We start from the raw sequence: 19,494 nt of genomic DNA, 5'->3' as shown, positions 1-19,494 counted from the left end.
ACGCATCGTTGCCTTGGTGAGCCGTTACCCCACCAACTAGCTAATGCGCCGCGGGCCCATCTGCAAGCGACAGCCGAAGCCGCCTTTCAACCTTCCTCCATGCAGAGGAAGAAATTATCCGGTATTAGCTCCGGTTTCCCGAAGTTATCCCAGGCTTGCAGGCAGGTTGCCCACGTGTTACTCACCCGTCCGCCGCTAACGTCAGGGAGCAAGCTCCCATCTGTTCGCTCGACTTGCATGTATTAGGCACGCCGCCAGCGTTCGTCCTGAGCCAGGATCAAACTCTCATTAAGTTTTGTTAGCTCATTTGCTGGTCTTGCTTAAAAGTAAATCATTGACGTTTGTTTCGTTCAGTTTTCAAGGAACAACTTTTTGCCACCCTTAAGCGACCTTTTAATATTATCACAGCAACGTTTCGCTGTCAATAACTTTTTTTTACTTTCTTTAATGCCCTCGAAAGGGACAAGAAATAATATACCAAATTTATCACGGTCATGCAATACCTTTTTAAAAGAAATTCAAAAAAAGTTCAGGTCCTGTTCGGACTGCTTGCCAGGACCTGCTGCTGTCTTATTTGATGATGTGATTAATATAAAGGCTTCTATTCTCTGAAAGGTCAATGATCTCTCCGCTGCCTTCGATTTTAACAAGCGGACGCGTCTGGGCTTGCGGGTTGAGAAAGACAACCTCAGCCTGGCGGCCATCCGACAGTTTGATGATCGTTCCGGCTGACAGCGAGAGAACTACATCTTTCAGCACTTTCAAGACCGCCACATCAAATTGTCCGAAATGGTCTTCTTCAAGAATCTGAATCGTCTTGAATGGCGATTCCATATTTTTATAGACTCGTTCAGATGTCATGGCGTGATAAACATCTGCCAGTGCTACAATCTGCGAATAGGTGTGAACCCGCGTTCCTTTTTCGCCGGTTGGATAACCGCTGCCGTCAAGGCGCTCATGGTGCTGGAAGACCGCAAGCTTGGTTTCTGGTTTTAACAAAGTGATTTGTTTGATCATTTGATAGCTGTATATCGGATGCTTCATCACTTCTTTCCATTCCGCTTCGGTCAGGCGTTCCTTTTTCGTCAAGATGGCCTCAGGGATTTTTGCCATCCCGCAATCAGAAAGGCACGCGGCAAAGGCGATCTGCAAGCAGGCTCCCTTGTTGTAATTCATCGATTCAGCAATGGTATAAGCAATCAGACTAGTCGCGATTGCATGATTAAATAAGTAATCTTCTTTGCTTGTGTACAACTGGGTGCTTTGGATCCAGTTTTTCGTGGCGGCTGCCTGCTCTAGGAGCGGCAGAAGTATCGCCCTTACCTTTGCGATATTGACGCCAAGACCAGTCTGCCACGACATGAATTCGAGTTTCAAGCTTTGGACGGCATCGCGGTAACACTCATCAAAGGATGATACAGGGAGCATGGAAGGCTCTGGCACCGCTTCTTGCACAGTCTCCACTTCCTGCTCGACCGGGGCGGAAACGGGACGGTTGGCAGTGTCGGGCTTTCTCAATTGCACGTCGACTTCTCTGATGAGAAAAGCTTGGAGCACCTCGATATGCACTCCGGTCAATTCTGTGTTTTTCGGTATGAGCGGATATTTTGATTTTCCGGGCACATCTTTTATGAGTGTCCAGCCCTCTTGCAGATCTTCTACACTGATCTTCAAACCTTCTCCCCCTTAATCCATTGGAAACCTTTTCCCTATTTTAACAAAAAAAGACGCCATTCGGCGCCTTCTTCAGAAAAAAATTATTCTTGTCCTTCAGGATCTTGAGGATCTTGAGGATCCTGTACTTCTACCTCTAGCTCTTCGCCTTCTTGTTCGCTGCCATCCAGATCAACAGGGGTAGTCGTCACTTCCTCGACCCCTTCCTCTTTTTCCACTTTGGCAACAGTGGCTACGTGTTCTTCGTCGCCTAGCTTGATCAGCTTCACGCCTTGCGTGTTTCTGCCGAGGACAGAGATGCTGTCGACCGCCATACGGATCAAAACGCCTCCGCCTGTGATCAGCATGATATCTTCCTCGCCCTTCACCGTCTCAACCGCTACTATTGTTCCGGTTCGTTCAGTGATGTTGCAGGTGATCAGCCCTTTTCCGCCCCGCGTCTGCAAGCGGTATTCGGCGGCAGGCGTACGCTTGCCATAGCCGTTTCTTGTCACGACAAGCACATCATGGTCCTCCTCCAGGATTTCCATGCCGACAACTTCATCTCCACCGGAGAGGCTAATCCCTTTTACGCCTGTAGCCGTCCGGCCCATAGACCTTACATCCTTCTCGTCAAAGCGGATCAGCATGCCGTCTTTTGTGCCGACGATGATGTTTTTGTTATTGTCTGTCAGCCGCACAGAAACAAGTTCGTCATTCTCCCTTAAACTGAGCGCAATCAGCCCGTTATTGCGGATATTGGCGAACGCTTTGACAGGCGTGCGTTTGATGATCCCTTGTTTTGTCGCAAAGAACAGATACCAATCATCGAGGTATTCCTCAACATTGATGATCGTGTTGATCCACTCGTCTTTTTCAATGCCGAGTAGATTAATGATCGGCAGCCCTTTCGATGTCCGGCTGTACTCAGGGATTTCATACCCCTTCGTCTTGTACACTTTTCCTTTGTTCGTGAAAAACAGGATCGTGTCGTGAGTTGAAGTGGTGACGAGATGCTCAACGAAGTCGTCATCATTCATCCCCATTCCCTGTACGCCGCGGCCGCCACGCCGCTGGCTGCGATAGGTGGAGATCGGCAGACGTTTGATATAGCCGTTTTTCGTGATGGAGACGACGATGTTCTCCCTTGGGATCAAGTCCTCGTCTTCAATCATTTCAATTCCGCCCGCTACAATCTCTGTCCGGCGGCCATCGTCGAAGCGCTCTTTAATTTCAAGCAGCTCTTCCCTGATGATATCGAGCACCCGTTCCTCGCTTGCCAAAATGTCCTTCAATTCGGCAATCAGCTTGACGAGGTCCTGGTATTCATTCTCGATTTTATCGCGTTCCAGTCCTGTTAGACGCTGGAGACGCATATCGAGGATCGCCTGTGCCTGTTTTTCGCTGAGCGAGAACTGTTCCATCAACCCTGCGCGGGCGATGTCCGTCGTTGCCGATCCGCGGATCAGGCTGATGATCGCATCGATATGGTCAAGCGCAATCCGCAGCCCTTCCAAGATATGAGCGCGGGCTTCTGCTTTGCGAAGTTCGAATTCCGTCCGGCGTCGGATAATGACTTTTTGATGCTCGAGATAATGGTACAGGCATTGCTTCAAGTTCAAGACTTTCGGCTGCTCATCCACGAGTGCAAGCATATTGATGCCGAAGCTCGTCTGCAGGGCTGTCAGCTTGTAAAGGTTGTTCAAGATGACGTTCGCATTCGCATCCCTGCGGATTTCCATTACAATCCGCATGCCTGAACGGTCAGATTCGTCACGCAGATCGGTAATGCCGTCGATTTTTTTATCACGGACAAGTTCTGCGATTCTTTCGATCAGACGGGCTTTGTTGACTTGGTACGGAAGCTCATGGACGAGGATTCTCTCCCTGCCATTCGCCTTCGTTTCAATTTCGACCTTTGCCCGGAGGACAATCGATCCCCGGCCGGTTTCGTAAGCGCGCCGAATGCCGCTCCTGCCGATAATCAAACCAGCTGTCGGGAAATCCGGCCCCTGGATATGCTCCATCAGTTCCTGAATCGTCACATCTGGATCCCGGCTCAGAAGAAGAAGTCCGTCAATTACTTCACCAAGCTGATGAGGCGGAATGTTTGTTGCCATTCCGACGGCAATTCCTGAGGAACCATTCACCAAAAGATTCGGGAATCGGGATGGCAATACAGCCGGCTCCCGTTCCGAACCGTCATAGTTATCTTTGTAATCGATCGTGTCCTTGTTTAGATCCCTGACAAGCTCCATTGAGATCTTAGACATTCTCGCTTCCGTATAACGCATTGCCGCTGCCGAGTCGCCGTCAACAGAACCGAAGTTTCCATGACCGTCGACGAGCATATAGCGGTAGCTGAAGTCCTGCGCCATCCTGACCATCGTGTCATATACGGCCGAGTCGCCGTGCGGATGGTATTTACCGATGACCTCTCCGACAATCCTTGCAGACTTCTTATACGCCTTATCGCTTGTCATGCCGAGGTCATTCATCGCATATAAGATCCTGCGGTGGACCGGTTTCAATCCGTCCCTCACGTCTGGAAGCGCGCGGGACACAATGACGCTCATCGCATAGTCAAGGAAGGACGTGCGCATCTCATGGCTTAAATTAATTTCTTTCACATTTGAATCCGGTATTTCTGCCATACCACTGGGAACCTCCCTTTTTTAGACAAAAAACGAATCAACAAAAGTTTATATATCTAGATTTTTTACATTCAGTGCATTTTCTTCAATAAACAGACGGCGTGGCTCAACCTTCTCGCCCATGAGCATGTCGAACGTCTCATCGGCATCGATGGCATCTTCCAGCTCAACCTGCAGCATCGTGCGTGTTTCAGGATTCATCGTCGTATCCCAAAGCTGCTCTGGATTCATTTCCCCAAGACCTTTATAGCGCTGGATACCTGGCTTCGGCAGTTCCGGAAGCTCGGCAAGCTTATCTTCGAGCTCTTTATCGGAATACACATAGTAATCCTTCTTGCTCTGGCTGATCTTGAATAGTGGCGGCTGGGCAATATAAATATAGCCGGCTTCGACGAGAGGGCGCATATAGCGATAGAAAAGCGTCAATAATAACGTACGAATATGGGCGCCATCTACATCTGCATCAGTCATGATGACAACTTTATGGTAGCGCGCCTTCGAAATGTCGAAGTCCTCGCCGATTCCTGTACCGAGTGCGGTGATAATCGTCCGCACCTCATCGTTGGAAAGCACCTTATCCAACCGGGCTTTCTCAACATTGATGATTTTTCCCTTCAACGGAAGAATCGCCTGATAGCGTCTTTCCCTTCCCTGTTTCGCAGACCCTCCTGCAGAATCACCCTCAACAATGTAAAGTTCACTGATTTCCGGGTCGCGCGAAGAGCAGTCAGCTAGTTTGCCTGGCAGATGGGAAACTTCAAGTGCGTTTTTCCTTCTTGTCAGCTCTCTCGCTTTTTTCGCAGCGAGACGCGCTCTTGCCGCCATCATTCCTTTATCAACAATCTTACGGGCAAGCGACGGGTTTTCGAGCATCACTTTTTCAAAGTGCTCTGAGAAAAGGGCATCTGTAATGGCTCTTGCCTCGGTATTTCCAAGCTTTGTCTTCGTCTGCCCTTCGAATTGCGGATCCGGATGCTTGATGGAGACAATGGCGGTCATGCCTTCCCGCACATCTTCACCGGATAAATTGCTTTCGTTGTCCTTGATCAAGTTGTTTTTGCGGGCGTAATCATTGATGACGCGGGTCAAGGCTGTTTTGAAGCCTGACTCATGCGTTCCGCCTTCATACGTATGGATGTTGTTCGCGAAAGAGTAGAGATTGCTCGCAAAGCCGGTGTTATATTGCAAGGCGACTTCCACTGAGATGTCATCTTTCAGCCCTTCAATGAACACTGGCTCCTCATGGAGGACTTCCTTCGAGCGATTCAAATGCTCGACATATGATTTGATCCCGCCCTCATAATGGAATTCGCCGACTTTATTCGGCTCCTCGCGCTTATCTTCGATGACAAGCTTCAGGCCTTTGTTCAGGAAGGCGAGTTCCCTTGTCCGTGTTGCCAATGTATCGTAGTCAAATACGGTCGTTTCCGTAAAAATTTCCGGATCGGGCTTAAAGTGGATCGTTGTTCCTGTCCTGTCTGTATCGCCGATTACCTTCAAGTCAAAGCAAGGAACGCCGCGCTCGTATTTCTGGTAGTGAATTTTTCCGTGGAGGTGGACAAACACTTCCAGTTCCTCTGATAATGCATTAACGACGGATGCGCCGACCCCATGAAGGCCTCCGGATACTTTATATCCGCCGCCGCCGAATTTCCCGCCAGCGTGAAGAACAGTCAGGATAACTTCAACTGCAGGACGGCCCATTTTTTCCTGGATGCCGACCGGGATGCCCCTGCCGTTATCCTTAACTGTGATGCTGTTGTCTTCCTCGATTGTCAGGACGATTTTATCGCAATAGCCTGCAAGCGCCTCATCAATACTGTTATCGACAATTTCCCAAACCAGATGATGAAGTCCTTTTCCGCTCGTCGAGCCGATATACATTCCCGGACGCTTACGTACCGCTTCCAAGCCCTCAAGCACCTGAATCTGGTGCTCATCATACATCTGCTGATTTTCCATTTGATCCTGTTTCAAGAAATTCACCTGCTCTTTCTGAAAACTATTGGTGTTGCAAGGAGGAGGTCCTCCCGTTCGATCGTTCTATAGTGAACCGGCTCCTTTAACAGAGTCGGACGATGAATCATAAATTGAACATATGACCGATCTCGCCCATTCGCTTTTTCAGGGTTGACGAGGAAATCGGTGAAAAGTAAACGGCAGAGTCAGTGATGATAATCGTTTTGAAGCCGTTCCCGGTCAATTGGACGAGGCTTTTTTTACGCTTTTGCAAATAGGTCTCCATCTCCGGCGTGTGGATTACGGTCTCCTTGTCGAGAATCGCAATTACATCTTTGGAATGGAGCATCATCTCTTCTCCAATATGGACATACATAACAATGGCCTCACTTCACTCTATTCATCTGGCCGCTGCGGACGGAAAACGTCGATGCTTCCCGAAGGGTTTGATGGTCGATTCCGTCGACTGTCGTAGTGGTGACGAAGGTCTGCACTTTCCCTTTAATCGTGTTCAGCAAATGAGATTGACGAAAATCATCCAGCTCGGAGAGGACATCGTCAAGCAGGAGGATCGGGTATTCACCGATTTCTGAATGAATCAATTCGATTTCTGCCAATTTCACGGACAAGGCGGTTGTCCTTTGCTGGCCCTGGGAACCGAACGTCTGAACATCCCTTCCATTCACAAAAAAAACAATCTCGTCCCGATGAGGTCCGAGCAGTGTCACTCCGCGGTCAATCTCCCTTTCCCTGACAGAAGCCAATTTTTCTTCCAGTACTCCTACCATCTTTGACCAGTCCGTATTTTCCGATACATCGACAGAGGGCTTATATTGGATATTCAGCGTTTCAAGCCCGCGGGAAATGCCAGAATGGATTGGTTTTGCCCAATCCTCAAGCATCCTTATGAATTCAAAACGCCGTTTTATCACTTTAACGGCCGTTTCGATATACTGTTCCGTCAGTACATCCAGGAAGGTCCGGTCTGTCTGTTTCCTCGTCTGCAGTCCTTTTAGGTAATGATTCCTCTGCTGCAGAATCTTTTGGAATTGGCCGATATCATGCAAATAAACCGGCGAGACCTGGCCGATTTCCATATCAATGAACCTGCGCCTCACTTGCGGGCTGCCTTTTACCAGATGGAGATCTTCTGGTGCAAACATAACGACATTCATACTGCCGACATACTGGCTAAGCTTGCGCTGTTCTATGTGATTGAACCGTGCCTTTTTCCCTTTTTTGGAAATGGTCAGCTCAAGAGGCAAAGACCCCCGCTGTTTTTGCACCCTTCCCTCTATTTTAGCATAGTCTGCATCCCAGCGTATCAAATCTTTGTCATTTGACGTGCGGTGGCTCTTCGCCATGCCGAGGACGTAGATCGATTCCATGACATTCGTCTTCCCTTGCGCATTCTCTCCAAGGATGACATTGACGTTGTTCTCAAAACTCACTTCCAAATGCTCGTAGTTCCGATAGTTGACGAGCTTCAGTTCTTCAATGTACATGCAATCAACATCCTTCAGCGGACAACAATATAGGTGCCGATCCCCGGAATTTCGACCCGATCGCCACTATGAAGTTTCCTGCCCCTTCTTTGATCCTGCTCACCATTGATCAAAACCTCATATTCGCTTAAAAACCACTTCGCCATCCCTCCGGATTGAATAGCATCAGCAAGCTTCAAAAATTGTCCCAGTGTGATTGTTTCCGTCTCAATCCTGATTTCTGTTTCCACTTTCTCACTCTTTCCGCAATATAGTCTCTTATTATTATTTTACTAAATAATCGCCTTTATTACAAAGATTAGCGGGTTTTACAGCGGCTGTCCGACTGCCGGACAGGAAGAAAAAAACCTGCCTGGAAAAACAGGCAGGAAGTTTATCTAGAATGTGCGGACAGGCAGTATTAATTGCAGGATAGAAGGCTCTTCCACCGATTTGATGACGAAAGGACGCATCGCACCTGTGAAATAGATCGTGATCTGTGTCCCTTCCAAAGCTTTCAGAGCATCCATCATGTACTTGGCACTAAAGGAAATCTTCAGCTCTTCTCCCTCAATCGACTCGCTTTGGATCTGTTCGCTGACATTACCGATTTCGGGTGTATTTGAGGAGATTTCAATTAAGCTGCCCTGCAATGTGGCAAGCTTCACGACATTGTTCTTTTCGCCTCTTGCAAGCAGCGATGCCCGGTCAATCGCGTGAAGGAAGTCTTTTGCATCAAGTACGATCTCCGTTTTGTTCTCAGTCGGGATCAATCTTGATGTGTCCGGATAATTTCCTTCCAGTCTGCGCGAATAGAACAGCAGGTTTTTCGCTTTAAAGAGAACCTGGTTGTCTGTAATGACAATTTCAACAGGATCGCTCGTATCGTCCAGGATTTTGCTGAGCTCAATCAAGCTCTTCCCTGGAATGACAGCATTATACGCTTCTCCCTCTTGCACTTGGATTGGAGCCGTCCTCATCGCAAGTCTGTGGCTGTCCGTCGCCGTGCAGGCCAGCTTCCCATCTTCAATCCGCCAGTTTACACCTGTCAAGATTGGCCGTGTTTCTGACGTGGACACTGCAAAAACCGTCTGGCGGATCAGGGTTTTCAGCAGATCTGTCGGGACTGAAAAAACATGATCCTCCGTAATTTGCGGAAGATGGGGATATTCTTCGTGGTCCTGTCCATTCAGGTTAAACTCGGCCTTCCCTGATTTAATGACGGTCTGTGAGCGGTTGATCACTTCAATTTCCACGGTTTCCAGTGGCAATTTGCGGACGATTTCACCGAAAAAGCGTGCATTTAGGACAATCCCGCCTGTTTGCTGGATGTCGACTAATTCATCGCCGGCTTCTTCTTTCGGGATGAATGATTCGATTGAGATATCGGAATCGCTGCCTGTAAAAGTAACACCTTGTTCGGAAGCAACAATTTTGATACCTGTCAGTATTGGAATGGTCGTTCTTGAAGAAACGGCCTTCATCACGTCTTGAACACAATCAATCAGACGGTCACGCTGAATGATGAATTTCATACATCTTTCCTCCATCATGAAAAAATTTAGCTGCTGCCAGCTATATTTATTATTTTTAAAGATAGTAAAAACAGTATAAGTACTAGTAGGGGCTGTGAATATGTGGATAAGTCTGTGCATGACTTTAATCGCCGCTTATTCACATGTGGACAGCTTGTTTAAAAACCTGCTCCCTTTATGCACAGCGTCCACAAGATGCCGATTTAGAAAAGGGAGAGGAAGGGCAGCCCGCTCTTCCTCTCCAAAGAGAAAAAAAGAGACTCGACTGCCCGCTTTCAGCATTTTTATGATCTTTTGAGTGATTCGCGGATTTCCTCGACCCGGTTTTGGAGCTCGGAATCAGACTGCAGCATTTTTGAAATTTTCTCATGCGCATGGATGACAGTCGTATGGTCGCGCCCTCCAAACTCTTCCCCAATTTTCGGCAGGGAAAAATCCGTCATTTCCCGTGACAAATACATCGCAATCTGGCGGGGGAAAGCGATGGACTTTGTTCTTTTCTTTGCCTTGAAATCTTCCAGTTTAATATTGTATTCCGTTCCGACGGCCTTTTGGATATCCAGGATCGTGACAACCTTCGGTTTGGAGCCCGGAATGATATCTTTCAGCGCCTCTGCAGCAAGATCGGCATTGATATCTTTATTGATCAGTGAAGAATAAGCGACAACACGGATGAGCGCACCTTCCAGTTCGCGGATGTTCGTATCAATTTGATTCGCTATGTAAAGCATCACTTCATTCGGAATATCCAATCCGTCCGCTTTTGCTTTTTTGCGCAGAATCGCGATCCGTGTTTCCAGATCAGGCGGCGTAATATCTGTGATCAATCCCCATTCAAACCTCGAGCGGAGCCTGTCTTCAAGGGTCGGTATCTCTTTCGGAGGCCGATCGCTGGCGATGATGATCTGTTTGCTTTCTTCATGCAATGTATTGAAGGTATGGAAAAATTCTTCCTGGGTCGATTCTTTTCCGGCGAGAAATTGAATATCATCTATGAGCAGGACATCGACATTCCGGTATTTATTGCGGAAATCAACCGCTTTGTTGTCGCGGATGGAATTGATAAATTCATTTGTAAACTTCTCAGAGGAAAGATAAACGACTTTGGCTGACGGATTGTGCTCGAGCACATAATGGCCGATCGCATGCATCAAGTGGGTTTTCCCAAGACCGACGCCTCCATAGATAAACAGCGGATTGTACGCATTTGCAGGTGCCTCAGCCACAGCAAGTGAGGCTGCATGGGCAAAGCGGTTGCCTGACCCGATAACAAAATTATCGAATTTATACTTCGGGTTGAGCATATTCTGATAGGAATCGGTAGCTTCTTCCTCTTTCACTTTCTTTTTCGGCTCAGCTTTCTTCTTCGGTTTTTCCTCCAAATCGGGTGGAATAATAAACTTCACGACAAGCTGTTCACCGATGATGTCATTCAAAAGACCGGATATCATTTTTTCATATCTTCCTTCAAGCCAGTCACGCGCAAATTCATTCGGTGCGGTGATGACCATCGTATCGCCTTGGATCGTGTGGGCCTTCGTGAACTTAAGCCATGTGTCAAAACTTGGCTTGCTGACCTTTTTCTCAATTTCGCCCAGCACTTTCTCCCAAAGCTCTTCTATGTTTTCCAAACATCATCCCCCCTTCGGCAATACGGAAAACGCATCTGTTCTATAACTGTTTTCACTAAAAATGAGATAAATTCATAAATATGCAGTCTAAAGAATGTGGAAAAGTATATAATAAGGAAGAGTGTCGGTTTTCGACAAATTCCCGCCTTTGTGGACAAATAAATCCAAAGGGCGTGGATAAACTATTCACATGTTATTAACAAACTGTGGATAACATTAATATCCACAGACGATATTCAGAGTGAAAACACCATTAGCATATCAAATAAACGCTTGCTCTGCAATGAATAATATTGATTATCCACATTGCTAAAAGCTGGGTGAATAAAATTGTCCACAAGCGCTTGATTTGTGAAAAACTTGTCGATATGTGGATGAATAACATCTGGGGAAAACTCCAGCTGTCCACAGGCATGGTTTTCCGGATAGGATCAACGGGATGTTCGTAAGTTTTGGCATTGGATAAAAAGGACAAGCTTGCATAAAGAACTTCACAAGAAGATCGAAAGAAAAAAAGATGATCAGTCGGCTGCGGAGGAAAAATTCCGATCAGAGGTTGACAACCATTTACTATCGTCTTTATAATTAGTAAGACTGTCTGAAACTGAAATTTTTCTTTACCCTCGAGGAGGTGTCATACATGAAAAGAACTTACCAGCCGAATAAGAGAAAGAGAAGCAAAGTCCACGGTTTCCGTGCCCGCATGAGCACAAAGAACGGACGCAGAGTTTTAGCTGCTCGCCGTCTTAAAGGAAGAAAAGTACTATCTGCGTAGACCACTGAAACGTCTCAGTGGTTTTTTTTTCGATAAAGAGTGATAGTTTCCAATCAGCGGGTGGGAGTCGATACCCGCTGATTGTTCATTAACCGCCAAGGACCGAAGCGTCTTTCGGACAGGCCTGCAGGAATATCGTATGGCGATGGCGGAAGATAGAGAAGACTGGTGGGTAATCTGGTTAGAAATAACCGACAATGCGGGTGAAATAAGTGAAGAAAGCCTATCGAATCAAAACAAATAAAGATTTTCAAGCTGTGTTCAAGAAAGGGCAGTCGGCAGCCAACAGACAGTTTGTCGTCTATACATTGAAAAAGCAGGACCAGCCTCACTTTCGGATTGGCCTGTCGGTCAGCAAGAAAATCGGAAATGCAGTTAAAAGAAATCAAATCAAACGTTATATCCGCCAGGCGTTCCACGAATTTGAGGAACAAGTAGAACCTGGGAGGGATTACGTGATCATCGCTAGAAAACCAGCGGCCGAAATGGATTTTCAAACAATTAAAAAAAGCCTTTTGCATGTGCTGAAGGTCGGGAAAAACCTGAAACATGAAAAGAAGCAGTTTAAAGCAGGAAAATGACGCTGCATTATCCAATATAACAACTGAAAAGACAGAATTGATGATTCTTGAAATACCAGGGGAGGATCTGCTTTGAAAAAAAGACTTCTATTAACAGCGGCGATCATCATGCTTGTGCTCGTGTCAGCTGGATGTTCCACGATAGACAACCCGGATTACATCACATCGGAAAGCACGGGCTTTTGGAGCAAATATATTGTTTATCCGCTTTCTTGGCTGATCACAACGACGGCAAAGACATTCGGCAATAGCTATGGATTGTCGATCATTATCGTTACGATCTTGATCAGACTCGCCATTTTGCCGCTGATGATCAAGCAAACGAAGAATTCCAAAGCAATGCAGGCTTTGCAGCCGGAAATGGCTAAGCTGAAAGAAAAATACAGCTCAAAAGATGCAAAGACCCAACAGCAGCTGCAGCAAGAGACGATGCAGCTTTTCCAAAAATACAACGTCAACCCGCTGGCAGGCTGTTTCCCGCTGCTGATCCAGATGCCGATCCTGATCGGTTTTTACCAGGCGATCATCCGGACAGAAGGCATCTCCAAAGGAGGAGACTTCCTCTGGTTTGACCTTGGGGCGCCGGATCCGATTTACCTATTGCCAATCATCGCGGGAATCACCACATTCCTTCAACAGAAAATCATGATGAAGGGAATGGAAGGGCAAAATCCGCAAATGCAGATGATGCTGTACATCATGCCGGCAATGATCTTGATCTTTGCGGTTAATTTCCCGGCAGCATTAGCATTGTACTGGGTTGTCGGTAACATTTTCATGATTGTTCAAACGCTTCTCATCAAGGGACCAGACGTTCAAAAAACACCCACTAAAGCGAATGCGGGGGGAGCTAAAAAGTGAAGGAAATCACTGCTACGGGACAAAATGTCGAGGCAGCAGTAGAATCAGCACTTGCTCAACTGAAGACCACTAGAGAAAACGCGGACATCAGCATTATCGATGAAGGAAAAAAAGGTTTGTTCGGCATTTTCGGTGCCCGTCCGGCCATCGTAAAAGTCGTGCTTAAGCCGGATGCAATCGAATCGGCCAAGCTGTACTTGATGCAGGTGCTCGAAGGAATGGAAATCGTGGCTGAGATTAAAGTGGAAGAGGAAGCCGACAGGCGGGTCATTTTCCATATTAAGGGAGAGAAGATGGGGCTGCTAATCGGTAAGAGAGGCCAGACTGTTAATTCCTTGCAATATTTGACCCAGCTTGCGGCAAACCGCCACTCAAAACACTATGTAACAATCATTCTCAACCCGGGAGATTACCGGGAGAGAAGAAGGGAAGCATTGATCCAACTTGCTGAAAGGCTTGCTCTAAAAGCGGTAAGATCGAACAAGCCAATCAGCCTGGAACCGATGCCGAACTATGAAAGAAAAATCATTCACCACACCTTGCAGAGGAATGAAAAGGTTGCAACCTTCTCAGAAGGAACGGAACCAAACCGATATATCGTCATCAAGCCAAAATAATGTAAAAAGCACCGGAAGGACACCGATCCTTCCGGTGCTTTTTTTTATTGGCAAAAATGCATGAGAAGAAAGAGAAATCCATTAGAGACATTGTTATTCACATGTGGATAAGTTAAAATGAATGATAGGAAAAATCCGTTGTGGATAGAGAATTATTTTTTTCTTTTCCACAAACGGTTTTTTTGGTATCCTAATTATTTGGACAACGAAAAGCGGAGGCTGCCGTTTAGCAACGTACAGATTGGAGCATTTCTGACGAGATAAAGGAAACACGGCGACGAAGGAGCCGATGTTGACTTATCGTAGGAAGAAAAGCGAAATCTGCTAGTTGCTGGCAGCCGGAGCTGGACAAAGAAAAGCGGAAGGCGCCTGCTTATCGGCGACAAGCGCTGGAGGAAAAGAGCGGGTGGGTGCTTAACCAACCCACCTGATCTTTTTCGAAGCGACCTCGAGCCGATGGCGCCTGGAGCTGGACAAAGAAAAGCGGAAGGCACTTATCAGTGCCGTTCTAATATATAGCCATCTGCGGATGGCAAAGATTGCACAGGTGAAAGAGGTGATAAAGGTGGAATTTGATACGATCACGGCGATTTCAACTCCGATGGGAGAGGGAGCGATCGCGATTGTCCGATTAAGCGGAGATGAAGCGGTCCCGATTGCAGATGCTATTTTCAAAGGAAAGAAGCGACTGAAAGATGTGGACAGCCATACGATCCATTATGGAAAGATCATTGATCCTGCGACAGGAGAAACTGCGGAGGAAGTGATGGTCAGCGTCATGAGGGCGCCGAAAACCTTTACGAGGGAAGATGTCGTAGAGATTAACTGCCACGGCGGGATTGTTTCGGTCAACAGGGTCCTTCAATTGGCCTTAAAGCATGGCGCGAGATTAGCAGAGCCTGGTGAATTTACGAAGCGGGCTTTTTTAAATGGACGCATTGACTTGTCGCAGGCGGAAGCAGTGATGGACTTGATCCGGGCGAAGACGGACCGCGCGATGAACGTGGCACTTAACCAAATGCAGGGAAGGCTATCCAATCTGATTGCCGGGCTGAGGCAGGAGATCCTCGAGACGGTCGCCCACGTCGAGGTAAACATCGACTATCCAGAATACGATGATGTGGAAGAGATGACACATCGGATCCTGCTGGAAAAAGCGACCTATATTCAAAAAGAATTGACCGGTTTACTTGAAACTGCCCGACAAGGAAGGATTTTGCGTGAGGGACTTTCAACCGTCATCATCGGACGGCCGAACGTAGGAAAATCCTCTTTATTGAACAGCCTTGTGCAGGAAAACAAAGCAATTGTAACTGATATTCCAGGAACGACTCGGGATGTGATCGAGGAGTATGTCAATGTCCGCGGCGTTCCTCTTCGTCTCGTCGATACGGCGGGAATTCGGGAAACAGAAGACATTGTTGAGAGAATCGGTGTAGAACGGTCTCGGAAGGTACTGAAAGAAGCGGATTTGATCCTCCTCGTCCTCAATTCAAATGAATCTTTCTCTGAAGAGGACCGGCAGCTGTTTGAAGCAGTAGCCGGCATGGATGTCATCGTCATCGCCAATAAGAGCGATCTGCCGCAAAAGATCAATATGGAAGAAGTGCAAGCGGCAGCAAAAGGCCATCATATTGTCACTACTTCTCTATTGGAGGAAAAGGGGATCAATGAACTGGAACAGGCCATTGCCTCAATGTTCTTCTCGGGCCAGATCGAAGCTGACGATATGACATATGTTTCGAACTCCCGCCATATCGCACTGCTCGGCCAGGCACTCGATGCAATCGAAGAAGTATTATCCGGCATCGAAGCCGGCGTCCCGATCGACATCATCCAAATCGATCTTACACGCACATGGGAACTCCTTGGCGAAATCATCGGCGACACCGTCCAAGAAAGCCTCATCAACCAACTATTCTCCCAATTCTGTTTGGGTAAATAAAAGCGGAGGCGCCTTGCTCGGCCGCGACAAGCATAAGACGGAAACAGAAAAAGGCGCTTTCCCGCCTTTATCTGTTTTTGGCTTATGACCTCGAGCGGTCAGGCGCTGTAGCTGGATAGAATAAAAGCGGAGGCGCCTTGCCGCTCGCAGTAAATTGAAGAAATCTATAACAGGAGGCAACAACTATGCAGCAATTTGAAGCAGGCCAATTCGATGTTATTGTCATCGGTGCAGGACATGCCGGTTGTGAAGCGGGCTTGGCTGCTGCCAGGATGGGTGCCGACACGCTCATGCTTACACTGAACCTTGACATGGTCGCCTTTATGCCATGCAACCCGTCAATCGGGGGACCGGCCAAAGGGGTCGTCGTCCGGGAAATCGATGCACTTGGCGGCGAAATGGGCCGAAATATCGATAAAACGTATATCCAAATGAGGATGTTGAATACAGGAAAAGGGCCGGCAGTCCAAGCATTGCGCGCGCAGGCCGATAAATTCGAATATCAGCATGAAATGAAAAACACATTGGAAAATGAACCAAACCTGACATTGCATCAGGGAATGGTTGATGAACTGATCGTCGAAGACGGTGTCTGCACAGGCGTCGTGACAAAAACTGGAGCTGTTTACCGGGCAAAGTCGGTCATCATCACAACAGGAACCTTCCTGCGAGGTGAAATCATTCTCGGCGAACTGAAATATTCCAGCGGTCCAAACAACCAGCAGCCTTCCATCAAGCTGTCCGAGCATTTGGAAAGCCTTGGGTTTGAAATGGCCCGGTTCAAGACCGGTACACCGCCGCGGATCAACAGCAAAACGATCGATTACTCCAAAACTGAGATCCAGCCTGGAGATACAGAACCGCGGGCTTTTAGCTATGAAACAACAAAATACATTACTGACCAGCTGCCATGCTGGCTCACCTACACTAATGACCGGACCCATCATCTGATTGATCAGAATCTGCATCGTTCCCCGATGTTCTCTGGAATGGTCAAAGGGACAGGTGCCCGTTACTGCCCGTCCATCGAGGATAAAGTCGTACGGTTCAGCGATAAGCCGAGACACCAGATCTTTTTGGAGCCGGAAGGACGCAACACAAATGAAGTATATGTACAGGGTCTGTCAACGAGTCTGCCGGAAGAAATCCAGCACGAGCTGATTACAACAGTGCCAGGATTGGAAAATGCAAAAATGATGCGTCCAGGTTATGCAATCGAGTACGATGCCATCATTCCGACCCAGCTCTGGCCGACGCTTGAAACAAAAAAGGTGAAAAACCTTTATACTGCAGGGCAGATCAACGGTACATCAGGTTATGAAGAAGCAGCAGCACAGGGACTTATGGCCGGAATCAATGCGGCAAGAAATGTCCTTGGTCAGGACGAAATCATCCTCAGCCGTTCCGACGGCTATATCGGCGTGCTGATCGATGACCTCGTCACAAAAGGAACGAATGAGCCGTATCGTCTGTTAACGTCCAGGGCAGAATACCGATTGCTTCTCCGTCACGACAATGCGGATTTGCGTTTGACTGAGCTGGGACATAGGATCGGCCTTGTTTCAGACGAAAGATATGAGCGTTTCACAGCTAAAAAAGAAGCGATTGAAGCGGAATTAAAGAGACTCCGTTCAACCATCCTGAAACCGAACGCGCAAGTGCAGGAAATGATCCGTGAAGCGGGCGGAAGTGAGCTGAAGGATGGAATCCGGGCGTCCGATTTGCTGAAACGCCCAGAAATGACCTATGCCCACATCGCGGAATTGACTCCGCCGCCAGTAGAACTTCCAAAAGACGTGGTAGAGCAGGTCGAAGTCCAGCTGAAATATGAAGGATATATCGCAAAATCACTGCAACAAGTGGAAAAACTGAAAAAATTAGAAGATAAGAAGATACCGGATCACATTGACTACGATGCCATTAACGGAATTGCGACCGAAGCCCGCCAGAAATTGAACAAAGTACGCCCGCTTTCGATTGCGCAGGCGTCCAGGATCTCAGGGGTCAATCCTGCGGACATCTCGATTTTGCTCGTTTACATTGAACATGGCAAAATTGCCAAAGTGGCCGGAAATGACGCATAAGAAAGGAATGGCCTATGAATATTGACCATTTTTCGAAAGCGCTGGAAGAGAAGGGGATCCAGCTGGATGCCCGGCAGCTGCGCCAGTTTGAACGCTATTTTGAACTGCTGGTGGAATGGAATCAGAAAATGAACCTGACGGCTATCACCGAGAAAGAAGAAGTGTATTTGAAGCACTTTTTCGATTCGGTGACAGCTGCCTTCTTCTTTGATTTCAATGAGTCTGTCTCCATTTGTGATGTCGGGGCGGGGGCTGGATTTCCAAGTATTCCGCTCAAGATTTGTTTTCCGCAATTGGAAGTGACGATCGTCGACTCGCTTAACAAGCGCATCACTTTTCTTGAAGAACTGGCCAAAGAGCTTGAATTGGAGAATACTCATTTTTACCATGACCGTGCCGAAACATTTGCGAGGAAGCCGGAGTTCCGTGAGCAATTTGATGTTGTCACGGCGAGGGCAGTCGCTCGCATGTCCGCGTTAAGTGAACTTTGTCTGCCGCTAGTGAAGCAGAATGGAAAGTTCATTGCCATGAAAGCGGCCAATGCTGAAGAAGAGATGGAAGCGGCTGCTTCAGCAATCGGAAAACTCGGTGGTAAAATCGAGGCTGTTCATCCTTTTACATTGCCTATCGAAGAGAGCGAACGCAATATTATCATCATCAGCAAAGTGAAAAAGACACCGAAGGCTTACCCAAGAAAGCCGGGTGTTCCGAATAAACAGCCTTTAGCGTAAATTTTTGCAGAATTTGCCGGCTAAGGAATGCTATAATGTTGGAAAGGGAGTTCTATGAAGGTGGTGCAAAAGGATGAAACATCCTTTCTCTCGTTTGTTTGGTTTGAGCGATAAGGAATTGCCGATAGAGACAGAGATGGCTGAAGAGCGGGAAGAGATCAAAAAGATCCCCGTCTCCAACATTGTTCCCAATCGTTTTCAACCGCGAACAATATTTGATGAATCGAAAATCGAAGAGCTGGCCAGGACGATTCATACTCATGGGATCATCCAGCCAATCGTTGTCAGGGAAACCGAGGAAGGCCATTTTGAGATTATTGCCGGGGAACGGCGTTTTCGGGCTGTCCAAACACTGAACTGGCCGGAAGTCCCTGCTATTGTTAAAAACCTAAGTGATACAGAAACGGCATCGGTTGCCTTGATTGAGAACCTGCAGCGAGAGGAACTGACACCGATTGAAGAAGCTTGGGCTTACGGCAAGTTGCTGGAAATCCACAGTCTGACGCAGGAAGCGCTCGCTCAGCGGCTTGGAAAGGGCCAATCGACGGTTGCCAACAAGCTCCGTCTCCTGAAACTCCCGGAGGAGGTGCAGGAAGGCCTGCTGCAAAAACAGATTACTGAACGGCATGCAAGGGCTCTCATACCGCTGAAGGATCCGAAGAAACAGATCCAACTGATGAAGTTGATTATCGAAAAGAACCTCAATGTAAAGCAGACAGAAGATGAAGTTGTCAAAATGCTGACAAAAGAGGAGACCAAACCGAAAAAGAAGCGCCGGGCGATCAGCAAAGATATGCGCATTGCCGTCAATACCATTCGCCAATCACTGAGTATGGTGGAAGACAGCGGCATTAAATTGGATACCCAGGAAGAAGATTTCGACGAATTCTTCCAAATAACGATAAAAATCCCAAAGAAAAAAACTTGATATATAAAAAACAGAGTGGGAAACTTGTTTACAAGTTTCTCATTTTTTTCGAAAAT

General features: G+C 47.4%; 16 protein-coding genes and 1 rRNA gene (1 of these 17 running past the window's edge). 8 read left to right on the top strand and 9 right to left on the bottom strand.

All coding sequences use genetic code 11. The features are described 5' to 3' along the window. From AC0TWI_RS17930 to dnaA, 9 genes are all read right to left on the bottom strand, one after another. Positions 1-293: ribosomal RNA gene (locus AC0TWI_RS17930) — 16S ribosomal RNA — on the bottom strand; it reaches 1,259 nt to the left of the window's first position. Between the two features lie 277 nt (positions 294-570). After that, the gene (locus tag AC0TWI_RS17925) at positions 571-1,674 is read right to left on the bottom strand and encodes an HD-GYP domain-containing protein (RefSeq protein WP_488127704.1); all 1,104 of its coding nucleotides are present in this window, start codon (positions 1,672-1,674) and stop codon (positions 571-573) included. A gap of 83 nt (positions 1,675-1,757) precedes the next feature. Beyond that, entirely contained in the window at positions 1,758-4,307 is a 2,550-nt protein-coding gene (gene gyrA / locus AC0TWI_RS17920; protein ID WP_488127703.1) for a DNA gyrase subunit A, read from the bottom strand. Between the two features lie 48 nt (positions 4,308-4,355). After that, positions 4,356-6,269: a DNA topoisomerase (ATP-hydrolyzing) subunit B gene (gene gyrB, locus AC0TWI_RS17915; RefSeq protein ID WP_488127714.1), complete on the bottom strand. Its 1,914-nt coding sequence runs from the start codon at positions 6,267-6,269 to the stop codon at positions 4,356-4,358. 121 nt (positions 6,270-6,390) lie between these two features. After that, the gene (remB, locus tag AC0TWI_RS17910) at positions 6,391-6,642 is read right to left on the bottom strand and encodes an extracellular matrix regulator RemB (RefSeq protein WP_488127702.1); all 252 of its coding nucleotides are present in this window, start codon (positions 6,640-6,642) and stop codon (positions 6,391-6,393) included. Positions 6,643-6,652: 10 nt separating this feature from the next. Then, positions 6,653-7,771 carry a DNA replication/repair protein RecF gene (recF, locus tag AC0TWI_RS17905; protein WP_488127701.1) on the bottom strand — a complete coding sequence of 373 codons (1,119 nt, stop codon included), beginning with the start codon at positions 7,769-7,771 and terminating at the stop codon, positions 6,653-6,655. Between the two features lie 14 nt (positions 7,772-7,785). Further along, the gene (gene yaaA / locus AC0TWI_RS17900; protein ID WP_488127700.1) at positions 7,786-8,001 is read right to left on the bottom strand and encodes a S4 domain-containing protein YaaA; all 216 of its coding nucleotides are present in this window, start codon (positions 7,999-8,001) and stop codon (positions 7,786-7,788) included. A 147-nt stretch (positions 8,002-8,148) separates the two neighbouring features. Next, complete coding sequence (gene dnaN, locus AC0TWI_RS17895; RefSeq protein WP_488127699.1) at positions 8,149-9,285, bottom strand: DNA polymerase III subunit beta; 1,137 nt, start codon at positions 9,283-9,285, stop codon at positions 8,149-8,151. A 284-nt stretch (positions 9,286-9,569) separates the two neighbouring features. Then, positions 9,570-10,916 carry a chromosomal replication initiator protein DnaA gene (dnaA, locus tag AC0TWI_RS17890; RefSeq protein WP_488127698.1) on the bottom strand — a complete coding sequence of 449 codons (1,347 nt, stop codon included), beginning with the start codon at positions 10,914-10,916 and terminating at the stop codon, positions 9,570-9,572. Between the two features lie 640 nt (positions 10,917-11,556). Here dnaA and rpmH point away from each other — a divergent pair. The 8 genes from rpmH to noc all read left to right on the top strand — a co-directional run bounded on the left by rpmH (position 11,557) and on the right by noc (position 19,438). Continuing rightward, entirely contained in the window at positions 11,557-11,691 is a 135-nt protein-coding gene (gene rpmH / locus AC0TWI_RS17885) for a 50S ribosomal protein L34 (protein ID WP_488127697.1), read from the top strand. A 212-nt stretch (positions 11,692-11,903) separates the two neighbouring features. Further along, on the top strand, positions 11,904-12,272 hold the full coding sequence (gene rnpA / locus AC0TWI_RS17880; protein ID WP_488127696.1) for a ribonuclease P protein component: 369 nt from the start codon (positions 11,904-11,906) through the stop codon (positions 12,270-12,272). A 72-nt stretch (positions 12,273-12,344) separates the two neighbouring features. Next, positions 12,345-13,133 carry a YidC family membrane integrase SpoIIIJ gene (spoIIIJ, locus tag AC0TWI_RS17875; protein WP_488127695.1) on the top strand — a complete coding sequence of 263 codons (789 nt, stop codon included), beginning with the start codon at positions 12,345-12,347 and terminating at the stop codon, positions 13,131-13,133. Further along, entirely contained in the window at positions 13,130-13,750 is a 621-nt protein-coding gene (jag, locus tag AC0TWI_RS17870) for an RNA-binding cell elongation regulator Jag/EloR (protein ID WP_488127694.1), read from the top strand. The genes spoIIIJ and jag overlap by 4 nt, the downstream gene beginning before the upstream one ends. A 565-nt stretch (positions 13,751-14,315) precedes the next feature. After that, the gene (gene mnmE, locus AC0TWI_RS17865; protein ID WP_488127693.1) at positions 14,316-15,695 is read left to right on the top strand and encodes a tRNA uridine-5-carboxymethylaminomethyl(34) synthesis GTPase MnmE; all 1,380 of its coding nucleotides are present in this window, start codon (positions 14,316-14,318) and stop codon (positions 15,693-15,695) included. A gap of 185 nt (positions 15,696-15,880) precedes the next feature. Further along, on the top strand, positions 15,881-17,779 hold the full coding sequence (gene mnmG, locus AC0TWI_RS17860) for a tRNA uridine-5-carboxymethylaminomethyl(34) synthesis enzyme MnmG (RefSeq protein ID WP_488127692.1): 1,899 nt from the start codon (positions 15,881-15,883) through the stop codon (positions 17,777-17,779). A gap of 14 nt (positions 17,780-17,793) precedes the next feature. Beyond that, positions 17,794-18,510 (top strand): 16S rRNA (guanine(527)-N(7))-methyltransferase RsmG, encoded by a 717-nt coding sequence (rsmG, locus tag AC0TWI_RS17855; protein ID WP_488127691.1) that lies wholly within the window; start codon positions 17,794-17,796, stop codon positions 18,508-18,510. Positions 18,511-18,583: 73 nt separating this feature from the next. Beyond that, entirely contained in the window at positions 18,584-19,438 is an 855-nt protein-coding gene (noc, locus tag AC0TWI_RS17850; protein ID WP_488127690.1) for a nucleoid occlusion protein, read from the top strand. Positions 19,439-19,494: the final 56 nt, after the last annotated feature.

Source organism: Lederbergia sp. B243.17 (genome assembly GCF_057657925.1).
Note: the sequence above shows the minus strand (reverse complement) of the source record. Positions and strands in the feature narration are given on the sequence as shown.

Coding starts and splice junctions, on each gene's coding strand:
- gyrA (WP_488127703.1), bottom strand. CDS start 4,307: ATGGCAGAAATACCGGATTCAAATGTGAAAGAAATTAATTTAAGCCAT.
- gyrB (WP_488127714.1), bottom strand. CDS start 6,269: ATGGAAAATCAGCAGATGTATGATGAGCACCAGATTCAGGTGCTTGAG.
- remB (WP_488127702.1), bottom strand. CDS start 6,642: ATGTATGTCCATATTGGAGAAGAGATGATGCTCCATTCCAAAGATGTA.
- recF (WP_488127701.1), bottom strand. CDS start 7,771: ATGTACATTGAAGAACTGAAGCTCGTCAACTATCGGAACTACGAGCAT.
- dnaN (WP_488127699.1), bottom strand. CDS start 9,285: ATGAAATTCATCATTCAGCGTGACCGTCTGATTGATTGTGTTCAAGAC.
- rpmH (WP_488127697.1), top strand. CDS start 11,557: ATGAAAAGAACTTACCAGCCGAATAAGAGAAAGAGAAGCAAAGTCCAC.
- mnmG (WP_488127692.1), top strand. CDS start 15,881: ATGCAGCAATTTGAAGCAGGCCAATTCGATGTTATTGTCATCGGTGCA.
- rsmG (WP_488127691.1), top strand. CDS start 17,794: ATGAATATTGACCATTTTTCGAAAGCGCTGGAAGAGAAGGGGATCCAG.
- noc (WP_488127690.1), top strand. CDS start 18,584: ATGAAACATCCTTTCTCTCGTTTGTTTGGTTTGAGCGATAAGGAATTG.